The sequence below is a fragment of the Bacteroides parvus genome (assembly GCF_017309675.2).
GTDB lineage: Bacteria > Bacteroidota > Bacteroidia > Bacteroidales > Bacteroidaceae > Bacteroides > Bacteroides uniformis.
The window spans coordinates 3,828,651-3,850,101 of record NZ_CP084680.1; the positions used below are offsets into that span (position 1 = coordinate 3,828,651).

Below are 21,451 nucleotides of genomic sequence, written 5' to 3' on the forward strand. Positions count from 1 at the left end.
ACATTTGGGCATTGAATTATTAATAATTTTAACCACTATGAGCAACAAAAAGAAAAGATTCATTCTCCCGGAAGAGGAAATCCCACAGTACTGGTATAACATACAAGCCGATATGGTGAACAAGCCCATGCCGCCGCTTCACCCCGGCACCAAGCAACCGCTGAAAGCAGAAGACTTGTATCCTATCTTTGCCGAGGAACTCTGCCGCCAGGAACTGAATCAGACCGACGCGTGGATTGAAATCCCCGAAGAGGTCCGCGAAATGTACAAATACTACCGCAGCACTCCGCTGGTGCGCGCTTATGGATTGGAGAAAGCACTCGGCACACCGGCACATATCTACTTCAAGAACGAGAGCGTCAGCCCGATGGGCTCGCACAAGCTGAACTCCGCCATCCCGCAGGCGTACTATTGCAAGCAGGAAGGAGTGACCAACGTGACCACCGAGACCGGTGCCGGACAATGGGGAGCTTCCCTGGCATATGCCGCCCGCCTTTTCGGGCTGGAAGCTGCTGTCTATCAAGTGAAAATCAGTTACGAGCAGAAGCCCTACCGCCGCAGCATCATGCAGACATTCGGTGCGCAGGTTACCCCGTCTCCCTCCATGTCTACCCGCGCCGGAAAAGATATACTGACCGCCCACCCCAACTATCAGGGCTCGCTGGGAACAGCCATTTCCGAAGCCATAGAGCTGGCACAGACCACTCCCAACTGCAAATATACCCTCGGCTCCGTATTGAGCCACGTGGCCCTGCACCAGACCGTCATCGGACTGGAAGCCGAAAAGCAGATGGAAATGGCAGGTGAATATCCCGACACCGTCATCGCCTGCTTCGGAGGAGGTTCCAACTTTGGCGGTATCGCTTTCCCCTTCATGCGCCACAACATCCTCGAAGGAAAGAAAACACGCTTTGTCGCTGCCGAGCCCGCCTCATGTCCGAAGCTGACACGCGGCAAATTCCAATACGACTTCGGAGACGAGGCTGGATACACTCCGTTGCTGCCCATGTTTACACTGGGACACAACTTTGCCCCTGCCAATATCCATGCCGGCGGCCTACGCTATCACGGTGCAGGTGTCATCGTATCACAACTGCTGAAAGACGGTTATATGGAAGCGGTGGACATCAAGCAGCTCGAATCATTCGACGCCGGTTGTCTGTTTGCGCAAGCAGAGGGCATCATCCCCGCCCCCGAGTCCTGCCATGCCATTGCCGCCACCATCCGCGAAGCGAACAAATGCAAGGAAACGGGTGAAGAGAAGGTGATTCTGTTCAACCTTTCCGGTCACGGACTTATCGACATGGCATCCTACGACAAGTATTTGTCCGGCGATTTAGTGAATTACGAGCTGACGGATGCCGACATCCAGAAGAATCTGGACGAGATAGGCAATCTGGCTTAATAGATATTCGCCATACTGACAAGCGGTTCATAGAGTTTCTCTATGTCCTGCGAGTCCATCTTAATCTGTACCTGGTCCCCCGGAATCAAACGAGTTCCTGCGGGGACCAAGTTTTTTCCATCCCGATGCACATTGATAATGACGCAACGCTCCGGCAGGGAAAGTTCGTCCACCAGTTTCCCATCCAGATAAGAGTCCGTCATAATCTCCACCGAAAGCGTATAGCGCTTCTCCTCCTTAAAATAAGGAGCATGAATCATATCTTCATAGAGGGAGACATTGGAAGGCTTCATTTGCAGCAGTTCCGTAAAATAGTAAGTCAGCCCGCCTACCACCACCGAAGGGTAAAAGACCTCAAAATGCCCCGTAATCTCCGTAATCAGCACAATGGCCGTGAGCGGTGTACGGACCACGGCCACCAGAAAAGCCGACATGGAAACAAGCATGATATAACTGACATTCTCTTGCCCGATGACACCGTACCTCACTCCTACCAGACCGACAATCTGTCCCAACAACCCTCCCGTAACCAGCGTCGGAATGAAACTGCCGCCCGGCAATCCGGAAGAGACAGAGAAAACGGAAAAGACGAAATGCAGCAACATGACAGCCGTCACCCACATAATCTGCGTACTGCCGTTCTGTGCCTGGGCCAGCAGAAACTGCTCCCCGCCTCCAGTCAGATTGACCTGCATCAGCGAAATGATGTAGGCCACCAGCACCAGATAGAACATCTTGACATACGCCGGAGAATTGACTTTGGCATACACATGCCTGAAAGCATTCATGGTGGAGGAGTAGAACTTCCCGCATACGGAGACAATCACCGCCAATATCAAGAAATACTTCATCTGGACAAAGAAGGCGAAAACCGGTTCCGTTACTTCTATCAGATGGTAAGGATTCACAGGAAAGACCATGCTTGCCACGGTTCCTGCCACAACACCCGCCAGCAAGGTAGTGATGGCCGTCTTAGGGGCATCGAAGCGTTCAATGGATTCTATTACAATGAGCGAGGAAGCCAGTGGCGCTGCAAAAGCCGCAGCGAGCCCCGCTCCCGCCCCGGCTGCCAGCAACTGTTTCTGTTCGCCTTTCAGGATATGGGTCCAGCGAGATACCAGGCTACCCACATAAGAGCCTATCTGCACGGAAGGCCCTTCGCGTCCCAAAGACAGCCCCGCCGAGAAGGACAGAATGCCCCCTACAAACTTGGATACCATCTCGATGAAAGGATGCCGGTAAGTGATGCGCCCGTTAATCACGCCGCGTGTCTGCGGAATACCTCCCCCACCGATAAGCGGCATTTTCCCCACGAGCCACATGACGAAGACGAGAATGCCCCAAGAAAACAGAAAGAGTGGAATGTGCCAGTACCAGGCCGGATGCGAAGCGAAGAAACCACTGCGGAGGTGGAACAGATAATAGAGAAGATAGTGATAGGGCACAGCGACCAGTCCCGTCAGCAAACCGACGAACATGCTGACGAAATACAACCGGGCATCCACCAGCTTCAACTTCCAGATGTGCCAGCCGCGTACTGTTTTCCAGTTCTTGACCCTCGTCCAAAGACGTTCTGCCTTATCCCATAGTTCCATAACAAAACAACTCCCGTTAACTTGCGCTTTACAACAACAAGCAACGGGAGTTGTTTTATACAGAAACATTATTTACCAAAATCTGTTCTTTGCAGGATTATACTCAAATCCCACGAGCTTCAATTTTCGTACAATGTCCTCTTTCTCTACGTTCATATCCTCGCAGAGCGCGTCCAGCGAAGGATAGAAATCACGCAGTTTCATGTTGATGAAGCTGTACAGCATCACCGGGTCCTCAGGTAATCTCATAGTTACAATCTTTAAATTTAAACTAATACCGGGGACAAAATTACAATAAAAAAACAAAATAGAGATAATTTTAGTGTAGAATATACAACCTACCCACCGCAAACGATTGAGGGCCATGTTTACGGAGCTTCCGTCTGCTCTATCTTCAGGGACACCTTTTCGATGATCTTTCCAAGCTCCTCTTCCAGCGGAATCACATTGAAGTCGCCCCAGAAATCGGCATCATACTTGAAGTTGGTTTCAGAGAAGACGGTATGCACCGGCAACCGTTCCGCACGCGGGAAGCGCGTCACGTTCTCCCCGTCAATCCGGCAGGTCACCATCTCGAACCAGGTATACAGAGTGGGATTACTGAAGAGCATGCGTTTTCTCTTCATCTTGAAGTAAAGGTCGCCACGGATGTGGTGGACATAATAGGTACCGTTCCAGGGTTTGTATGAGACGGTATAGACAAGTTTCTCCGTTGTCAGCCTGATTTTCGGAGCCTGGCGTATCACGAAAAGCCGTGTGGCGGCCTTCACATACCGGGGATGAATTTCGAAGCGGGCACGCAGCAAGGCGCTGTTCTCCGAGTCTATATAGAGTTCTCCGCAGAACAAAGGCTCCTTTACCCCACGTTTCTGCTCAAAGTAGACGACGTTGGCAGTACGGTCGTCCACCGATACGATGTCACCCGAAGTATAGGTATAAAGTTCCTCGCCGGATTCCAGCAAGAGGAAGTCTGGAAGATTCTTCATGATGTCCAACTGCAGACATGCCTCCACCCCGGAGCTGATTTTGGCAAGCACACTGTCCGTCTGCTCCCGGTTATCTATCTTGCTCATCTTGAGCAGTTTCACCTGGTCTTTCTGTCCGGGTTCCATCGTCGGTGATTTGTAGACCTTGAAAACGGCCTCCGTCAGGCTCTGGAACTTGTTCTTCAGTTGTACACCTTCCCGGTAGAAGGTGGTCAGATAGACCGGAGAAGTGGAGCAGTTCCTATCCCGGTGCTCTATCATCTCGCGAAGCAGCTTTTTAGGCTCCACCAAGCGGATAAGCACTTCTTGCAAGGAAATGACTTTCGGCTCAAGGCTCAGGACATTGCTGCGTCCTTCCAAAGCAGAGGCTTCCACCGTTTGCCCCACATAACCCAGATGGGAGAAGGAGAGCATGCAGCGCCTCAACGAGTCGGGCAGGTTGAGCCGGAATTCACCGTTCTGGTTGGTAATGTTACCCAGTGAGGTTCCTTGTGCGATGACCGACGCACTGACGACGGGCTCTCCCGTCTCCTTGTCCAGCAGGATTCCGGCAATGGTGGAATATGCCGGTCGGGGCGGCAGGGGTACCGTTTCTTCCATACTCTTCCTTTCTGCCGCCCGTGTTATCAATATATGGTTGCCTAATACCTTCAATTCGAGGTTCCGGCTGCCGGTTATCCTATGAATGGCCTGCCTCACGGAACACTCCTGCTTCCTGACCCTCACCACTGAGTCGTTATGGATGACCTTACTATCATAGATAAACAGATAGCCGGACTGCTCCGAGACTTTCCCCAACAGCGCATAAACCGTTCCCTTCATTCCAGGCAGCCGGACGATGCGGTCCAGCACATCGCCTCCGTCCGCTCTTGCACTGCCTGCCAGGAAGAAAATGAAGAGTGGCAAATGGAGAATGAAGCATTTCATTGAATTCATTGTTCCGACAATATCAGTCTATTGCCCTGACGTGTACACTTCAAGTCGAACGTCCAGCATATCAGCTCGGCCACAGACTCCGGGGAGTTATTCGAAAATTCGACCGTCAGCCGCCGTTTGCCCAGGGTTGGTGACGCGGCTTCTATCTGCCAGCCGGCAGACTCCTTATTGATGGCACGCAGCACATCCTCCAGGCACTCGTCCTTGAAACGGATGTTGCTGGTGTAGCGGTCAAAGAGCTCCGGATTCTCCGTCTCGCTGACGAGCAGACTGCCCCCCTGCAAGATAACCGTTTCTCCCGCCTCTACAAAGACCGTCTGTTCCTCTTGTTTCAGCAGCACCTTCACCTTCCCGCGCTTCACGGACAAGCTGAAGGGGAGCCCTTCATTGCTCCTGACATTGAAAGCCGTGCCCAGTACCTCCACACGCACCCTCGCCGTCTCAATCGTAAAAGCCTGCTCGGGTTTCTTTGCCACATCGAAGAAGGCTTCACCCTGCAGGTTCACTTCCCGCTTGTCTTCCGCAAAATGTTCGGGATACTTCAGCGTGCTTTCCTGCGCCAGATATACCACCGAACCGTCTTCAAGGGTCTTGACCAGTGTGGGCTTCTCCCGGTTTTCCTCCGTCAGCAAGCTACGACTGTCCCCACCTTGTTCCGGTACGGCCCACCATGCGGCAAAACATACGATTCCGGCAATCACGGCTGCCGCAACGCTCCCCCACTTGAGGTAAAGCCTGCGGTGCGTTGCCGGAGCGTGTTCCGCATCTGCCGGCAGCAGGCAGTCCGTTTCGAAGCGGGCATAAAGCCGTACCCATGCCTCGTCGGTCCTTGTCTTCTTTTTATCTACTTCCATCATTGTGTCCGGATATAATTATCAATTTCGTTTCGTAAGGTTCGGAGTACCTTGGTCATTTCCGCTTCCACCGTCTTGACGGACAACGAAAGCGACAAGGCAATCTCTGCATATTTCTTCCCCTCCATGCGGTGCATCCTAAAAATCTGCTGCCGGCGCCGGGGCTGCTTGTCGAGCGTATGCCGGATGAGGGTCTGGAGTTCCTCGTACTCCAAATGCGCGTGGGGGTCGGACGAATAGCCCGGCCCGGACTCCGTACGGACAGATGCCCGATAGCGCTCCTTGACCTCCTGATGCTCACAAAACTGCACGGCTTCATTTCTCACAGAACGGTAGAGATAGCTTTTCACGGACTGGAATACTTGTAACCGCTCCCGGTTCTTCCACAGCACGTAGAACAGCTCCTCCACAATTTCCTCGGCAGACGCCGTATCACCCGTGATGCCCGCAGCATACCAGCAAAGAGGGGAATAATACCGGCGGAAGATTCCTTCGAACGCCTTTATATCGCCCTCCTTTATTCTGGCCAGTATCATCAGTTCGTCCAGCATACACGGTGTTTTTTCTCGGTTGCTCCAAATATAAGGAAAACTATCAGATAATCAATTGGATTGTTTCCGCAATTTATTGACTGCATTCTCCAGGGATTCCGTAGGTTCTATGATATTGTAGTTCCTCCAGAAGTCTTCGTTCCAATACTCATCCACCAGGTCGTAGAATACCTGCTTCCGTTTGAAGGTGTTCTTGTTGGAGATGCCGGAGAGAGGGCTTTCCGTCCTGTCGGTCACCACCATTTCGGAGAAAGCGGTGTAGCTGGAGGAGAACAGTCTTTTTTTCCAGTCGCATTTAAAGCGGATGACATTCCGTATATAGTTCAGGTAAGTCTTGGTCCCCTGCTGCTTGTAAGTCACCAGATAGGCGACTTCCTGCGGGCGGAACCGCAAGCCGACGGGCTTCTTATGCAGAATGGCCTCCACTGCCTTCACCCGGTTTGCCATGTCCAGGCCAAACTCGGCACGTGTAAAGGAGAGCCGTTCGTAGTCTATATACAGTTTCCCGATGAACAAGGCATACATCAGGCTGACCCGCGGACGGAAGCTGACTACATACTGCATGCGGTTATCCAGATTGACGGGGTCCTCCATACGGAATTCATAATAGTCCAGATTGTCCGTGCTCAACAGCGCATCGCCATTCTTCACAATGTCCAGATAAAGGGACAAATTGGGGCCTCCCACCACTTTCACAGCCAGCGTGTCACTCTGCTTTTGGCTCAGCAGGCGGCGGCCTTTCAGCAGCTGCACCTTGTCGCGGTCTACATCGCGGGAGTTATAATCCGTCTTATAGACATCCATCACTGCCTCGGACACGCTGATATAGCGGCGGCGCTTCTGCACGGTTTCCCGATAGAAGGCGGTCAGCATGTTGTCATTGCCAGAATAGTTTACTGGAATTTTCTTGATGGCCTCTTCCACTATGACGCGGGGATTATTGCCATAGACCACAATCTCGCTCAAAAGATTGGGAGCCGGTATCATCCAGATGGTCAGCCCGCCCTTTTTTTCAAGTTCTTCCAGAGAGAGGTGTGTAGTGAGATAGCCGATATGGGAGACTTCCAGTCCACGGAAAGCTTCCGCTTCCGCTACTTTCAAGGAGAATGTGCCGTCGGCATTGGTCACCGTTCCGATATTGTTGCCGACAACAGAGACGTTCACGTTTTCGAGTTTCTTCCTGCTGTCCTTGTTCTTGACCGTACCGGTGATGACGAGCTCGTTCACTGCCGCGTCCTGCGCCATCAACGGGGTGATACCCGAAGATAAGAATGCAAACAAACACCCAAGTGTAAATCCTACAAAGTTTTTCATAAGGCATGTTTTTAAGGGGTTTCTATTAATAAGAGCGGTGAGGAAGATAAAACCCTATGGAATGGAGAGAAAAATACAAAAAAAGTAGCACGTTGATAATCAGAGAGAAATTTTGCCAAGACATTGCCATAGGTTTGGCAAAACTTTGCCATGCCTATGGCAAAAGTTTGCCAACGCGGTGGCAAAGTCTTGCCAATAGTAAGGCAAAAACTTGTCAAGCTGTTGGCAATAGCCTAGTTGAATTGTTGGGGCTTCCGCTGGCTCAGAATAACGTAGATGATGACCGGCGCACCGATAATGGGCGTGACGGCATTCAAGGGGATAATACCCGCTTCGCCGGGCAAGACGCAAATCAAGTTGCAAAGCAGTGCCACTGCACCGCCACTCAGGATGGTGACCGGCAATAGGGAATTGTGATTGGCTGTCCCCAATATCATGCGGGCCACATGCGGCACGGCCAGACCGATAAAAGCGACTGGGCCACAGAAGGCGGTGGTGACAGCCGTCAAGAGCCCGGTGATAATCAAAAGCCAGTTGCGCACACGGCGGATATTTACACCTAGATTTTCGGCATAGCGCTCTCCCAGCAACAAGGCGTTCAGGGGCTTTATCAACAATAATGAGCCGAACAGTCCCACAATGGTGACCAGCGCAAAGGCCGGCATCTGCTGTAGGGAAACTCCACCGAAGTTGCCCAGCCCCCATATCATATAGGACTGCACCCCCTCTGCCGTAGCAAAGAAGTTCAGCAGGGCAATAGCCGAAGAGGCGATGTAACCTATCATGATACCCGTTATCAGCAGCATGATATTGCTCTTTATCAGCGTGGAAAAGAAAAGGATAAGTGCCATAATCAGCATGGCTCCGATAAATGCGCCAAGCAGCACGGAGAAGAAGCCGGACAGACTGAACGCCCCTGCCGTGATGCTGCCGCCAAACAGCAGCATGACGAAGGCCACTCCCAGACTTGCCCCGGCGTTGATGCCCAGAATGGATGGTCCTGCCAGCGGATTCTTGAAAGCCGTCTGTAACATCAGTCCGCAGACAGCCAATGCGCCACCGCAAAGCAGCGCCGTCAGCGCTTGGGGCAAACGGGATTCCCAAAGGATGAAGCTCCAGCTTGCCTTCTCCCCCTCTCCACCGAGCAGGATACGGAAAACATCGGCAGGCGGAATCGAAACCGACCCCACCAGCAGATTGCCCGCAAACAACAATAAGATGACTACTCCCAACCCGATACCATATTTCCAGCCTTTACTCATAGTTACATTATTTAGCACACGGAGGCACAGAGTTTTCTATTACTTTCACAAAAATTCCGTATCTCTGTGTTCATCACTCCTTCAGTCTGCAAAAATAGCGCAAGCCTCCCAAATCTCCTATTTCGGGATGCAGAATCTGTATCAGGTCGGACAACAAATAATCGGGACGGAACGGAGTCTCCTCGTAGAAAGGAACTTTCGCCGTATTACAACCATAGACATTCCGGGTCTTGAAAGCCTTAAAACCGGTGTAGCCGATATAATCCGCCTCCAAATCAGCATAGCTCATGTCGCGGTCGCGGTTGTACTTCACCAGCCAGACGTCGGCATCGCCCGCCTTGTCGAAAACGGTCTCGAAAGCCAGAGGAACAGAACCGCTGTGGGTATCGTCGGCAAAGGCGTAACGCCCGCAAGCATCCTGAAAAAGCCTTCCTATGGTGCTGCGCCCTCCCGGCACGTACCATGCCGAGCCGCTTTTCAACTCACTGACAACGGAGAACGAGGTGGATGAAAGTTGCGCACGCATCTTGAGTCGTTGGTAACAACTGTCTACTTCGGCAAAAAGGCTGTCAGCTTGTGGCGCAGCCCCGAAGAGCAGTCCGTAGAAACGCATCCACTCGGCACGTCCCAAAGCGGAGGTTTCCATGTAGTCGGCACATTCGATGATGGGAATATTCAGTTTCTCGATACGGCCATAACCGCCGCTGTTCTCAAACGGAGAGAGCAGGATGGCATCGGGGTGCAGGTCAATGATGCGCTCCATGTCGGGATTCATGCCGTCGCCACAATCGACGATGGCGCCCCGGCGGCAGGCTTTGTGCACGGCGGGTAGCTTGATGTACTTCAAGTCGCAGACGCCGCCGATACTACCAAACACACCCAGATTATCCATCAGTCCGCAGTGGACGGAAGAGTAGATAACTGATTTGGAGAGCGGGGTACGTACCACAGTACCTGCCGGAAGATGTGCCGGGAGTTCGCGGTCTTTCGGGACCAGTATATAGGTATGTAGCGTGTGCAACGTATCCCAAGGATTGCGCAAGGTGGCAAGGGTATAGCCGGGATAGGACACTAAGGTAAGATTCTCCGCATAACGTAAGGGAATGGTGTCACCGTTGACCAAAATAGAGGCAGTCTTGCCCCTTCCCCCACAGGAGAAAAGAAGCAAGACTGCGAATATACTGATAAAAAAGCAGCCTCTTTTCATTGATATTAATTAAAGAAGATAGCGGAATTAGGATTGATGCCTCCTGCATCGAACTTCTCGATAAATGTACCGTCTTTCTTGAAACGGTAGATGGTACCGTTCGTTGTGAACTCGGAAGTACCGATATAAATATCACCGTTATTTTCGTTTACTTCCAACATGTACAACGTGCTTGAAGCAAGTTCGGCAGGGGCGTCTTTGAGAAAAGAAGCATTATTCATCTGCCCGGTCTTGATGTTATAAGTAAAGAAAGTGTTGACTGTTGTATATGGTTCAGTATTCCAGTCCGTCATTGAATTCACCAGATATAAGATATCATCAGCAGCACACATACGGGTGGCACTGCCTAATTCCGTCACCTTATTGTTGGCAGCAGGATCTATCATCTGCAATGAATAGCCAACATCGCCATAATTGCCCCATGAAATCAAAAAGACTTTATCATCCTCTTCAATCAAAGCATTGGGGTTCAAACCTACCGTCAACTGCTCTTTCAGCTTGAAAGTGCGCAAATCTATCACCTTTACGTCAGTGTGCCGAGTGCTCCAATCAGCAGTACAGCTATTCGCCACATACAGCATATCCTCGCAGATTGCCACACCTTCCAGATTGTCACCAAGTCCGGTCAATTTATCCACTACCTCCAACGTTTTCGCATTGATTTTAGCCACAGCCCCTCCGTAGAAGGAAGCATAGATATATCCATCCTCAGCGTCTATATAGCGAATACCAGCACTGAGGTCATTATCATCTACAAACGAAACACGTTTCAACTCCACACCTGCAGCATTCAGCTTGGTCAGATAATTGGAACCGCTTACAGCTATATATATTTCATCTTCATACTCAATCATGCTCTGACCAAGGTCACCCAACTTGGCATTGTTTTGGGTCTTGTAGATATCATTGATAAAATCCGCATCCTTATTGGGTGCATAAAAAGCAAGTCCTGCATTGTTGGCTCCTTGAGAGCCTTCGTTCAGAATATAGACACGCGTCTGCGGCAGTGTCACCTTCGACCCGCCGTCATCCAGAGAATCGTCATCGTCGTCACTACAAGATGCCAAAGAGGCACCCAAAGCAAGCATGCAGAGCATACCGAATAATAAACTTCTTACTTTCATAATTACAGTTGTTATTGTTTATAATTAGTTTTTATTGTTCATAAATAGATTATTCAAAACTTGAAAGTACCCGTCAACCGCCACGAACGGCCCGGCATAGGATAATATTTTATCACGTCATACTGCTCATCGGTCAGATTTATAATCTCGGCCTGCAACAGAAGCCGGCAACCGCCCAAAACAAACTCATGAGAGAGGCTCATCGTATGCTCCAGATAGCCCTCAATCTCATTTTCCGGAATGTTCTGCGACAAATAGTAACGCTTTCCCACTCCTACCGCCGAGTAGCCCACATTCACCCACGGCGTTTCTACAATGGCGGACGCGTTTCCGCTATGAAGAGGAGTATAAGGCAATTGGTCCTTATAGTTCTTCGCGTCGGAATCGGTCAGGTCAATGGCCTTTTGCCATGTATATCCGCCCGACATAATCAGTCTTATTTTCTCCGTCAATGGAACGGTTGCCGCCAAAGTGGCATCCACACCTGCGGCATGCACCTTGCCGTAGTTCGCCATCTTCCACGCATAGGTGGTGGGAAAAGCCACAATCTTATCCGTCACATTATTATAGTAACCGTCAAGCGTAACGGAGATATAATCGAACACAGACAATCCGGATTTGCTCCATGTGATACCGACATTATATTCGTCTGCCTTCTCGGGTCGCAGATTGCGGTTGCCCAGCCGGTAATAATAGAGGTCGTTGAAAGTGGGCAGACGGAACGTACTCTTATACATCAACCGGAAATACAGCGACTCGTCCTGCCAAGGCTGCATACTGACTGATAAAGAGGGGGCAAAACGATGGAAGTCATCGGGGACCGTACCTTTCTCGGCATGCTCCGAAGTGGCGGTATGCACCAGCGAGGTCGTGGCCGTGAGCCATCCTTGCCGGTAGCGTGCATTGAAGGCACTGATGGAAGTATATCTTGTGGGGAAAGGACATTCCGGCAAACTGTTGCGCAACTTGTTTATCACCCCGTCCTGCGCCAACGAAAGGGTCAAAGCTTCCAAAGGACGGTAGAGAACGGTCGCGGAAATATAATATTCGTCTTGCCGGTGATTTTCCCGATAATATCCGTTGGTATATTCCTTACCCTCATCCTTATATTTGTTCCAGCCATGATTATACTTTGCTTGTGCCTGCAGACTCCATCGGGGCGAAAAATGCTTCCTATAACGTGCCTGCACAAAAGTATTCTCATCCCAAAGCGTTTCATCGGAAAGGGGATTATAGAGCGTAACCGCCCCTGGAAGTCCCCGACGGGAATAGAAGTAGTAACCCTTCACATCCAGTTCACTGTCATCCTTGAAAGTATGATAAAGGGTAGCTTCGCCCTGCCAGGAATAGATGCCGGTGTTATTACGTTTCTCTTCCGTCACGTATTTTCCATTGACCAGCGTGAAAGGGTAATTACCGTCCGCCCTCATATAAGCGGCATCTACCGCCACGCGTGTACGGCTGCCCAGTTTCTGCCACCAGCGCAACGAGGGGCTGACCATGCCGAACGACCCTCCGCGCACCCGTGCCTGAAAAGCGGCATTGCGCCCGTCATCAAAATGAGGTTTTTCCGTCTCTATGCCCAGCACACCGGCCGACGCATACAAGCGGGCGGACTGCAACAAGTCCTCCGACTGCCCGATGGCGAGCGAAAGCATGGAAACATTGTCCAGCGAAAAACGCCCGATATCTATCTGCCCTGCCTGACAATTGCTCACCGCCACCCCGTCATAACTGACAGCTGTATGGGCTGCTCCCATATTGCGTATGGAAACCGTTTTCAGTCCTCCAATGCCTCCATAGTCCTTTACATTGGCTCCGGCAAAACGGCGCACAGCATCTGCCATATTCTGTATTCCCAGCTGGCTGATATCCTGCCGTGACATCGTCTGTATGGGTACGGCAGAAGTCACTTTATTGGGCGACCTGCGTGCTGTCACTGTCACTTTCTCTATCTGATGCACTTTCCCTGTAATCGTATCTCCTCCCACCTCCTGGGCAGAGAGCCGGAATATACTTGCACCCACTGAAACAGCACAGACCAGTAGTACCTTAGTCCTTCCTGACATAGAATAAATGAAGATTATCTTAAACCATTTGCGCACTGCCCACTTTCCTCGAATGGACAATTTTTCGACTTTGTTTTGCAGGTCTTCTGACTCGTTCCCGGTACATCGCCTTCCCGTTCTTTCCGAAGAACAGTGGCACAAGTATGATACACCGAGCATGGAACTCACAGCAGCGGGACTGTTCGGGACTTTCACCCGATTCCCTTTTCATCCGCTTCTCCGGATAGAGAACGCGGAACAAAACGTGGACAAAGATAGGATAAATAAAAGAAGTTTCAGTAAACAATAAAACGAATATTACCGTTTTAACAGTCATTTTTCTAACTTTGTAACATAATAACCCAAAAATTGAGTTGCCATGAAATATAAGTTATTGGTTCTTGATGTAGATGGGACGCTACTCAATGATGAAAGAGAAATCAGTAAAAGGACATTAGCCGCTCTGCTAAAGGTCCAGCAGATGGGAGTGCGCATAGTTTTGGCATCCGGTAGGCCGACTTATGGACTGATGCCACTGGCCAAAACCCTCGAACTCGGCAATTATGGAGGGGTTGTTCTCTCCTATAACGGTTGCCAGATAATAAAAGCACAGAACGGAGAAATATTGTTTGAACGACGCATCAATCCGGAAATGCTGCCTTATCTGGAAAAGAAAGCCCGCAAGAACGGCTTTGCCATCTTCACCTACCACGATGATACCCTCATTACGGATAGTCCGGACAATGAATATATAAAGAATGAAGCCCTGCTAAACAATTTGAAGATAATCAGGGAAGATGAATTCTCTACTGCCATAGACTTCGCGCCTTGCAAGTGCATGCTGGTGAGTGACAAGGAAAAAGCTCTGATAGGGCTGGAACAACATTGGGAAAAACGCCTGGCAGGTACTCTGGATGCTTTCCGTTCCGAGCCTTACTTTTTAGAGGTGGTGCCCTGCGGAGTCAATAAAGCGAATACGTTAGGCGCCCTATTAGAGCATTTGGGAGTAACACGGGAAGAAGTCATTGCCGTTGGAGATGGCGTATGCGATGTGACCATGCTCCAATTGGCCGGCATGGGGGTAGCTATGGGACATTCACAAGATTCTGTAAAGGTCTGTGCAGACTATGTGACCGCATCGAATGAAGAAGATGGAGTGGCCCTGGCCGTAGAAAAACTAATATTGGCAGAAGTGCGTGCAGCAGAGGTGCCTCTTGATTTACTGAACGAACGGGCACGACACGCATTGATGGGAAACTTGGGCATTCAATACACATACGCTTCGGATGAGCGCGTAGAAGCAACCATGCCGGTCGACTACCGTACCCGCCAACCCTTCGGCATTCTGCATGGCGGTGCCACCCTTGCCTTGGCAGAAACCGTTGCCGGGCTCGGCTCCATGATTATCTGCGAACCTGATGAGATTGTCGTGGGAATGCAAGTCAGCGGAAATCATATTTCTTCTGCACACGAAGGAGATACCGTAAGGGCAGTAGGCACTATCCTGCACAAAGGACGCTCATCCCATATATGGAATGTGGACGTATTTACTTCCACCAATAAACTGGTTTCCTCTATACGGGTAGTGAATAGTGTGATAAAGAAAAGATAAAATAATAAAAAAACGATACAGACACATAACAAATCCAAGTTGTAAAACTATTTATTATATTGAGATATGTCAATATGGAGCAAGCTTATAGGAATCAAGAAAACCGAGGATAGAAACAATATCATCGGCTATAAAACCACCTCTGTACCATATAATGCCTACAATTATGCCATAGTAGATGTTGAAATAGGCTTGAAAGACCACAGAATCCATGATATAGGAGCCCTCAAGCATGATGACACGACATTTCATAAAACCTCAAAAGAAGAACTATTCATTTTCTTAAACGACATAGACTACATCTGCGGACACAATATCGTTCACCATGATGCTAAATACCTGTTTACGGACAAAATTTGCCGCTGGATTTTAGTTGATACACTTTATGTTTCGCCTTTACTGTTCCCTGAACACCCTTACCACAGGCTTGTGAAAGATGATAAACTGATGAGCGAACAGATGAACAATCCGGTGAACGATTGCAAGAAAGCAAAAGACTTATTACTGGATGAAATAGCATGCTGGCATTCATTACCAAAAGAAAAGCGTATACTATTCGCATCGTTGCTGAAGGACAAGAAAGAATTTGAAGGATTTCTCAATATGGTAAGTGCGGAGTATATTCATAAAGGAATACCTGAACTTATTAAAGAACTTTATGCCGGAAAAATTTGCCAACATGCCGACCTTGACATGCTCATCAATCAATACCCATGCGGATTGGCATACGCTTTGGCTCTGATTGACACCACCGATTACCGCTCCATCACTCCCGGATGGGTACTTTATAATTATCCGGAAGTGGAATTTATCGTAAAACTCTTGCGACACACTACTTGCAAAGAAGGCTGCGACTACTGCCATACGCAATTGGATGTGCTCCATAACCTAAAAATATTTTTCGGATATGAGCGCTTCCGGACATACGAAGGCGAGCCACTGCAAGAACGTGCTGCCCAAGCTGCGGTAAAAGGGGAATCGCTACTGGCGATATTTCCTACCGGCGGCGGCAAATCACTTACTTTCCAATTGCCCGCACTCATGGCTGGGCACTCCGTGCACGGGCTTACGGTAGTCATCTCCCCCTTGCAGTCCTTGATGAAAGACCAGGTAGACAACCTTGCCGACAGAGGCATCACGGATGCCGTAACCATAAATGGGATGTTAGACCCCATCACAAGATCACTGTCCATACAAAGAGTACAAGACGGAGAAGCCTCGTTGTTGTATATCTCTCCCGAAATGCTCCGTTCAAAAACAATCGAGAAAATATTGATGGCGCGCCACGTTGTAAGGTTTGTGATAGACGAAGCGCACTGCTTTTCTTCATGGGGGCAGGATTTCAGGGTTGACTATCTCTACATTGGCAAATTCATCCAAAAATACCAGCAAAAGAAAAAATGCAAAACCCCGATACCTGTATCCTGTTTCACGGCCACGGCAAAACAGAAAGTAATCCAAGACATCTGTGACTATTTCAAGCAGACTTCGGATTTGAACTTGGAATTATTCGCATCAACGGCCTCAAGAACGAATCTGCACTATTCCGTCATACATGTAGAGAATGACAATGATAAATATTTAAAACTGAGAGAACTTGTAGCAGAAGCCGATTGTCCGACAATTGTTTACGTATCACGCACCAAACGGACAAAGGAAGTGGCTGCAAAACTGACTCGCGACGGTTACAAGGCACTCCCTTTCAATGGGAAAATGGAAGCCGATGAAAAAATTGCCAACCAAGATGCTTTTATGAACGATCAGGTACACATCATTGTGGCCACATCCGCATTTGGCATGGGAGTCGACAAGAAAGATGTCGGTCTTGTGGTACATTATGATATTTCCGATTCGCTGGAGAATTATGTTCAAGAAGCAGGCAGAGCAGGTCGTGATCCCGGTCTTAGCGCACGTTGTTATGTGCTTTATAGTGACAATGATTTGGACAAGCATTTTATATTGCTAAACCAAACGAAACTTAGCATTAGCGAAATACAACAGGTATGGAAAGCCGTCAAAGACCTTACCAAATACCGTATGAAAGTCAACTGTTCTGCGTTGGAAATTGCCCGGCAAGCAGGATGGGATGATTCGGTATCTGACATTGAGACCCGTGTACGGACAGCATTAGCAGCTTTGGAACAAAGCGGATACTTGGTAAGAGGAAACAATGTACCTCATGTATATGCCACAGGAATAACAGTAAAGAATATGGACGAAGCTAGAGAACGCATATCAACATCACTACTTTTTGGCAACGATGAAATAGAAAAGGCAGTCCGTATCATCAAGTCATTGATTTCTCAAAAACATATCGCTAAGGCTCAGGACTCGGAAGCAGAATCACGAATCGACTATCTGGCAGATATTTTGGGACTAAGCAAAAGAGATGTTATATCTGTAGTGGAGCGCATGCGACAGGAAGGCATATTGGCAGACAGCAAAGATATATCTGCCTATTTGCAGGATGCAGGTGATTCGGAACGAAAGTCGCAAATGCTCCTCGAACGCTTTGCAAAACTTGAACAATACATTCTCAACCATATTCCCGATGAGTCTTTACGAATATCATACAAGCAACTGAATGAGAATGCCGTAAACGACGGAATCAACACATCCAAAGAAAAAGACATTCGGACGTTACTCTATTTTCTCACCGTCAAGGGATATACGCGTAAAAAAGAAGATGCGGCCCGTAACATGGAGATAAGTCGTCAGGCAGACATGGAATCCACCATCAGGCGATTTGAAAAACGATTGGAAATAAGTCGCTTTGCTGTAGAATGGCTATACAAACTAGCTTTTGATGCAGAAAAAAAGAATGTATCCGACAAAGCCATCCAGTTCTCCATAGTAGAGCTTCTGAACCGAATAAAATCAAGTTCCCAATCTCTTTTTGGTGGACTTGATGACATTCAATTGGAAGACGTGGAGGAAGCACTTCTATATTTATCGAAAATCGGTGCGCTAAAACTTGAAGGCGGCTTTTTGGTACTTTACAACGCCATGAATATCCAAAGAATAAAAGACAATAAGTCGAGATACAAGCAAGACGATTACCGAATGCTGAACGAATTCTACAAACTGAAAATCCAACAAGTGCATATTGTGGGGGAATATGCCAATCTGATGGTGAGAGATTATCATGCAGCCTTGCAATATGTTCAAGACTATTTCCAAATGGACTACAAGAAATTTGTCACAAAATATTTCAAAGGAGACAGAACAAGCGAGATACAACGTAACTTGACGCCACAGAAATACAATCAATTGTTTGGACAATTATCCAAACGGCAAATGGAAATTATTTCCGATAAGGATTCACGTTGTATTGTAGTTGCGGCAGGTCCCGGTAGTGGAAAAACACGAGTGTTAGTCCACAAACTGGCTTCACTCCTACTACTTGAAGACGTAAAACACGAACAGCTACTGATGCTGACATTTTCAAGGGCAGCCGCTACGGAGTTCAAACAACGGCTTATGGAGTTGATAGGCAATGCAGCCCATTTTGTCGAAATAAAAACATTCCACTCCTATTGCTTCGATCTCCTGGGACGGATAGGAAATCTTGAAGATTCAAAGAATGTCGTTTCAAAGGCAGCCGAGATGATATGTCAAGAAGAAGTAGAACCGAACAAAATCGGTAAGACAGTATTGGTTATAGACGAAGCCCAGGACATGGGAACAGAAGAACACGCACTTGTAAAGGCTCTGATGACCAACAATGAAGAAATGCGTGTGATAGCAGTGGGAGACGATGACCAAAACATCTATGAATTCCGAGGTTCCGATTCTGATTATATGTACCGGCTGGCGCAAGAAACCGGAAGTACATTTGTCGAAATGACCGAGAATTACCGCAGTGCTCGCCAGCCGGTTGATTTTGCCAACGGATTCTTAAAAACTATCAATAAAAGAATAAAAAGTACACCTATCATCTCTATGAGAAAAGAGAAAGGTTGGGTGGAAGTGATACGTCATCATTCAACATATATGTATCAGCCGCTTGTCGAAAACTTACTTCAACACAAGGACAAAGGCACTTCGTGTGTACTCACCCAAACAAACGAAGAGGCTGTCATCTTGATAGCCCTCCTGCGAAAACATGGTATAAACAGTAAACTGATACAATCAATGGACGGTTTACGTTTTTGGAACATGGCGGAAATGAGATACTTCCTGAAGTATATAGACAAACGGATAAAAACACCTCTAATCACAGAAGAACTATGGGAAGAAGCCAAACATGCAACCTTTTCTATTTATGACAGAAGTCTAGGTTTGATGTATGTGAAGCGATGTGTGGAACAGTTTGAACAAACCAACAAGACAAAATATTTCAGTGACTTCAAAGAATTTGCATTTGAGTCGTCAGTGGAAGACTTCTGCGACACATCAGGCACCGATGTTGTGGTATCAACCATCCACAAGGCTAAAGGCAGGGAATTTGATGACGTATATATGCTCATATCTGACAGCTATGTAAAGGATATCCATCTGATGCGTCGATACTACGTAGGAATAACTCGTGCAAAAAACAGACTATTCATACATACAAACGGCGATTGCTTCAATCATTTAAGTGTAAACCAATATCTCATTGACCAACGACAATATGATATGCCTGAAGAAATTATACTACAGCTCTCTCACAAAGATGTCAATTTGAGATTCTTCAAAGAACGGAAGCAAGAGGTCTTAGCACTGAGAGGGGGAGATTCATTAATTTACAGTGATTTCTTTTTGTACAGTTCATCGACCGATAAACCTATAGCAAAATTATCATCAAGAATGCAGGGCACGTTATCTGAATGGGAACAAAGAGGTTATAAGGTGAAATCTGCATCTGTACGGTTTGTTGTGGCATGGAAGCCCAAAGATGCACCAAAAGATGAAACGGAAACGGCTGTTCTTTTAGCAGACTTGATACTTTCTTTGTAAGTTAAAGCACTTGAAATTATCATATTATCATTACCTTTGTGATACGAATAATGCAAATACATAACAATACATTGATAACGGAATGCTCAGCTTACGATTTCAAGGAAATGTTGGAACATAAGAAAGTGAAGTCATGGCTTAAATCCGTGTCGGCTTTTGCCAATACGGACGGTGGCAGTTTGTTCTATGGAGTGAATGATGACGGCGTAATTGTAGGGTTGGAGAATCCACAAGCCGATGCTGATTTTATCAGTGAAATGATAAAGGCACGACTTGACCCAGTACCAGAGGTACAACTTATTCCGATTGAACACGAAGGACATACTTTGATTGAAGTGAAAGTAAAGGCAGGAACACTTACACCTTATTATTATTATCAAGACGGAACACGTACAGCTTATACACGAGTTGGCAATGAAAGCGTGGAATGTAATTCTCAACAACTTCTTTCATTGGTATTGAAAGGTACGCACATGACATGGGATTCACTGCCTACCCAAGTGAATGCCAGCAAACATTCTTTCATCATCCTTCCAATACTTTCCGTGAGCAAACCCATCAAGAATGGAATGACAAGTATCTGGAATCATTTGGACTAGTAACTCCTGACGGTAAACTGACTAATGCCGGATTGTTGTTTGTGGATAATTGCACTGTATTTCAATCACGTATTTTCTGTACTCGTTGGACTGGACTCTATAAGGATGATGCCATCAGTTCCGTGGAACATCGGGCTAACCTTGTATTGCTCTTAAAATATGGTATGGACTTCATTAAGAACTATACCATGAGCGGATGGGTAAAGATGCCAAACTATCGCTTGAACCTTCCCGACTATTCCGACCGGGCCATCTTTGAAGGATTGGTAAACCACCTTATCCATTGGGATTACACTGTAATGGGCGGTGAAGTGCATATCGACATTTACGATGACCGAGTAGAACTAGTGTTACCAGGTGCAATACTTGACGGTACACAGATTCAAGACCGAGATATATACAAAGTGCCGTCCATGCGCCGCAACCCCGTCATTGCGGATGTATTTACACAATTGGACTACATGGAGAAACGTGGCTCCGGTTTACGCAAAATGCGGGAACTTACGGAGAAGCTGCCTAATTTCCTGCAAGGCAAAGAACCGCAATATCAAACGGAAGCGATTTCTTTCTACACCACATTCTATAATTTGAACTGGGGCAAAAACGGAAGAATACCTATGGAAGAAGTAGCCAACAGGGTAAACAGTACCCTTGAAAAGTACCTTGAAAACGAAGGAAGTTCGGTGGAAAAGTTCGGTGATACGCAAGAAAGTTCGGAGAAAGGTTCGGAGATAATCCAAAAAGGTTCGGAGAAAAAGTTCGGAGATTCGAAAAACAAATCTAAAAGTATTGGGAAAACCGCACAAAAGATTATTGATTTCGTCATTTCCGACCCGTCAATGTCTACAGAAACAATGGCCTATAAAATAGGAATAAGCTCCCGAGCCGTAGAAAAACATATTTCCAAGTTACGTTCTATGGGTATTTTGTCTCGTGAAGGAGCAGACCATGATGGCTATTGGCGCATTATTGTTAAACCATAAACTGAATAATAAACCGATGGGAACATCTTTCATA

General features: G+C 47.8%; 13 protein-coding genes, 1 pseudogene and 1 riboswitch. Of the genes and pseudogenes, 4 read left to right on the forward strand and 10 right to left on the reverse strand.

The window, feature by feature from the left end:
• The first annotated feature begins 37 nt into the window (after positions 1-37).
• A complete protein-coding gene (locus JXR92_RS15760) occupies positions 38-1,405 on the forward strand; it encodes a TrpB-like pyridoxal phosphate-dependent enzyme (protein ID WP_117600403.1) in 1,368 nt (455 codons plus the stop codon).
• Here the strand turns inward: JXR92_RS15760 and JXR92_RS15765 are convergent.
• From JXR92_RS15765 to JXR92_RS15810, 10 genes are all read right to left on the reverse strand, one after another.
• Positions 1,402-3,000 carry a ClC family H(+)/Cl(-) exchange transporter gene (locus tag JXR92_RS15765; RefSeq protein ID WP_138345592.1) on the reverse strand — a complete coding sequence of 533 codons (1,599 nt, stop codon included), beginning with the start codon at positions 2,998-3,000 and terminating at the stop codon, positions 1,402-1,404. The genes JXR92_RS15760 and JXR92_RS15765 overlap by 4 nt on opposite strands.
• Before the next feature lie 72 nt (positions 3,001-3,072).
• Complete coding sequence (locus JXR92_RS15770) at positions 3,073-3,249, reverse strand: DUF4250 domain-containing protein (protein WP_005832662.1); 177 nt, start codon at positions 3,247-3,249, stop codon at positions 3,073-3,075.
• A 119-nt stretch (positions 3,250-3,368) separates the two neighbouring features.
• Complete coding sequence (locus JXR92_RS15775) at positions 3,369-4,922, reverse strand: carboxypeptidase-like regulatory domain-containing protein (RefSeq protein ID WP_138345595.1); 1,554 nt, start codon at positions 4,920-4,922, stop codon at positions 3,369-3,371.
• Positions 4,919-5,779, reverse strand: coding sequence for a FecR family protein (locus tag JXR92_RS15780; protein WP_138345597.1), 861 nt, complete (start codon positions 5,777-5,779; stop codon positions 4,919-4,921). Before JXR92_RS15780 ends, JXR92_RS15775 begins: the two co-directional genes overlap by 4 nt.
• Complete coding sequence (locus JXR92_RS15785) at positions 5,776-6,327, reverse strand: RNA polymerase sigma-70 factor (protein WP_009038152.1); 552 nt, start codon at positions 6,325-6,327, stop codon at positions 5,776-5,778. Before JXR92_RS15785 ends, JXR92_RS15780 begins: the two co-directional genes overlap by 4 nt.
• A 51-nt stretch (positions 6,328-6,378) precedes the next feature.
• Entirely contained in the window at positions 6,379-7,641 is a 1,263-nt protein-coding gene (locus JXR92_RS15790) for a carboxypeptidase-like regulatory domain-containing protein (protein WP_057281693.1), read from the reverse strand.
• 233 nt (positions 7,642-7,874) lie between these two features.
• Positions 7,875-8,903, reverse strand: coding sequence for an iron ABC transporter permease (locus JXR92_RS15795; RefSeq protein WP_087331922.1), 1,029 nt, complete (start codon positions 8,901-8,903; stop codon positions 7,875-7,877).
• 73 nt (positions 8,904-8,976) lie between these two features.
• A complete protein-coding gene (locus tag JXR92_RS15800; protein ID WP_138345599.1) occupies positions 8,977-10,110 on the reverse strand; it encodes an ABC transporter substrate-binding protein in 1,134 nt (377 codons plus the stop codon).
• A gap of 5 nt (positions 10,111-10,115) precedes the next feature.
• Positions 10,116-11,234, reverse strand: a complete 1,119-nt coding sequence (locus tag JXR92_RS15805; protein ID WP_138345601.1) for a YncE family protein — start codon at positions 11,232-11,234, stop codon at positions 10,116-10,118.
• 53 nt (positions 11,235-11,287) lie between these two features.
• Positions 11,288-13,303 (reverse strand): TonB-dependent receptor plug domain-containing protein, encoded by a 2,016-nt coding sequence (locus tag JXR92_RS15810; RefSeq protein WP_138345603.1) that lies wholly within the window; start codon positions 13,301-13,303, stop codon positions 11,288-11,290.
• A gap of 59 nt (positions 13,304-13,362) precedes the next feature.
• Positions 13,363-13,561: riboswitch (cobalamin riboswitch) on the reverse strand.
• A gap of 100 nt (positions 13,562-13,661) precedes the next feature.
• On the opposite strand from JXR92_RS15810, the gene JXR92_RS15815 reads away from it, so the two are divergent.
• The 3 genes and pseudogenes from JXR92_RS15815 (at position 13,662) to JXR92_RS15825 (ending at position 21,417) form a co-directional block, all read left to right on the forward strand.
• Positions 13,662-14,894 (forward strand): Cof-type HAD-IIB family hydrolase, encoded by a 1,233-nt coding sequence (locus JXR92_RS15815; RefSeq protein ID WP_138345605.1) that lies wholly within the window; start codon positions 13,662-13,664, stop codon positions 14,892-14,894.
• 66 nt (positions 14,895-14,960) lie between these two features.
• Positions 14,961-19,835, forward strand: a complete 4,875-nt coding sequence (locus JXR92_RS15820) for a RecQ family ATP-dependent DNA helicase (protein ID WP_138345607.1) — start codon at positions 14,961-14,963, stop codon at positions 19,833-19,835.
• Between the two features lie 50 nt (positions 19,836-19,885).
• Positions 19,886-21,417, forward strand: a pseudogene (locus JXR92_RS15825) (RNA-binding domain-containing protein).
• Positions 21,418-21,451 lie beyond the last annotated feature (34 nt).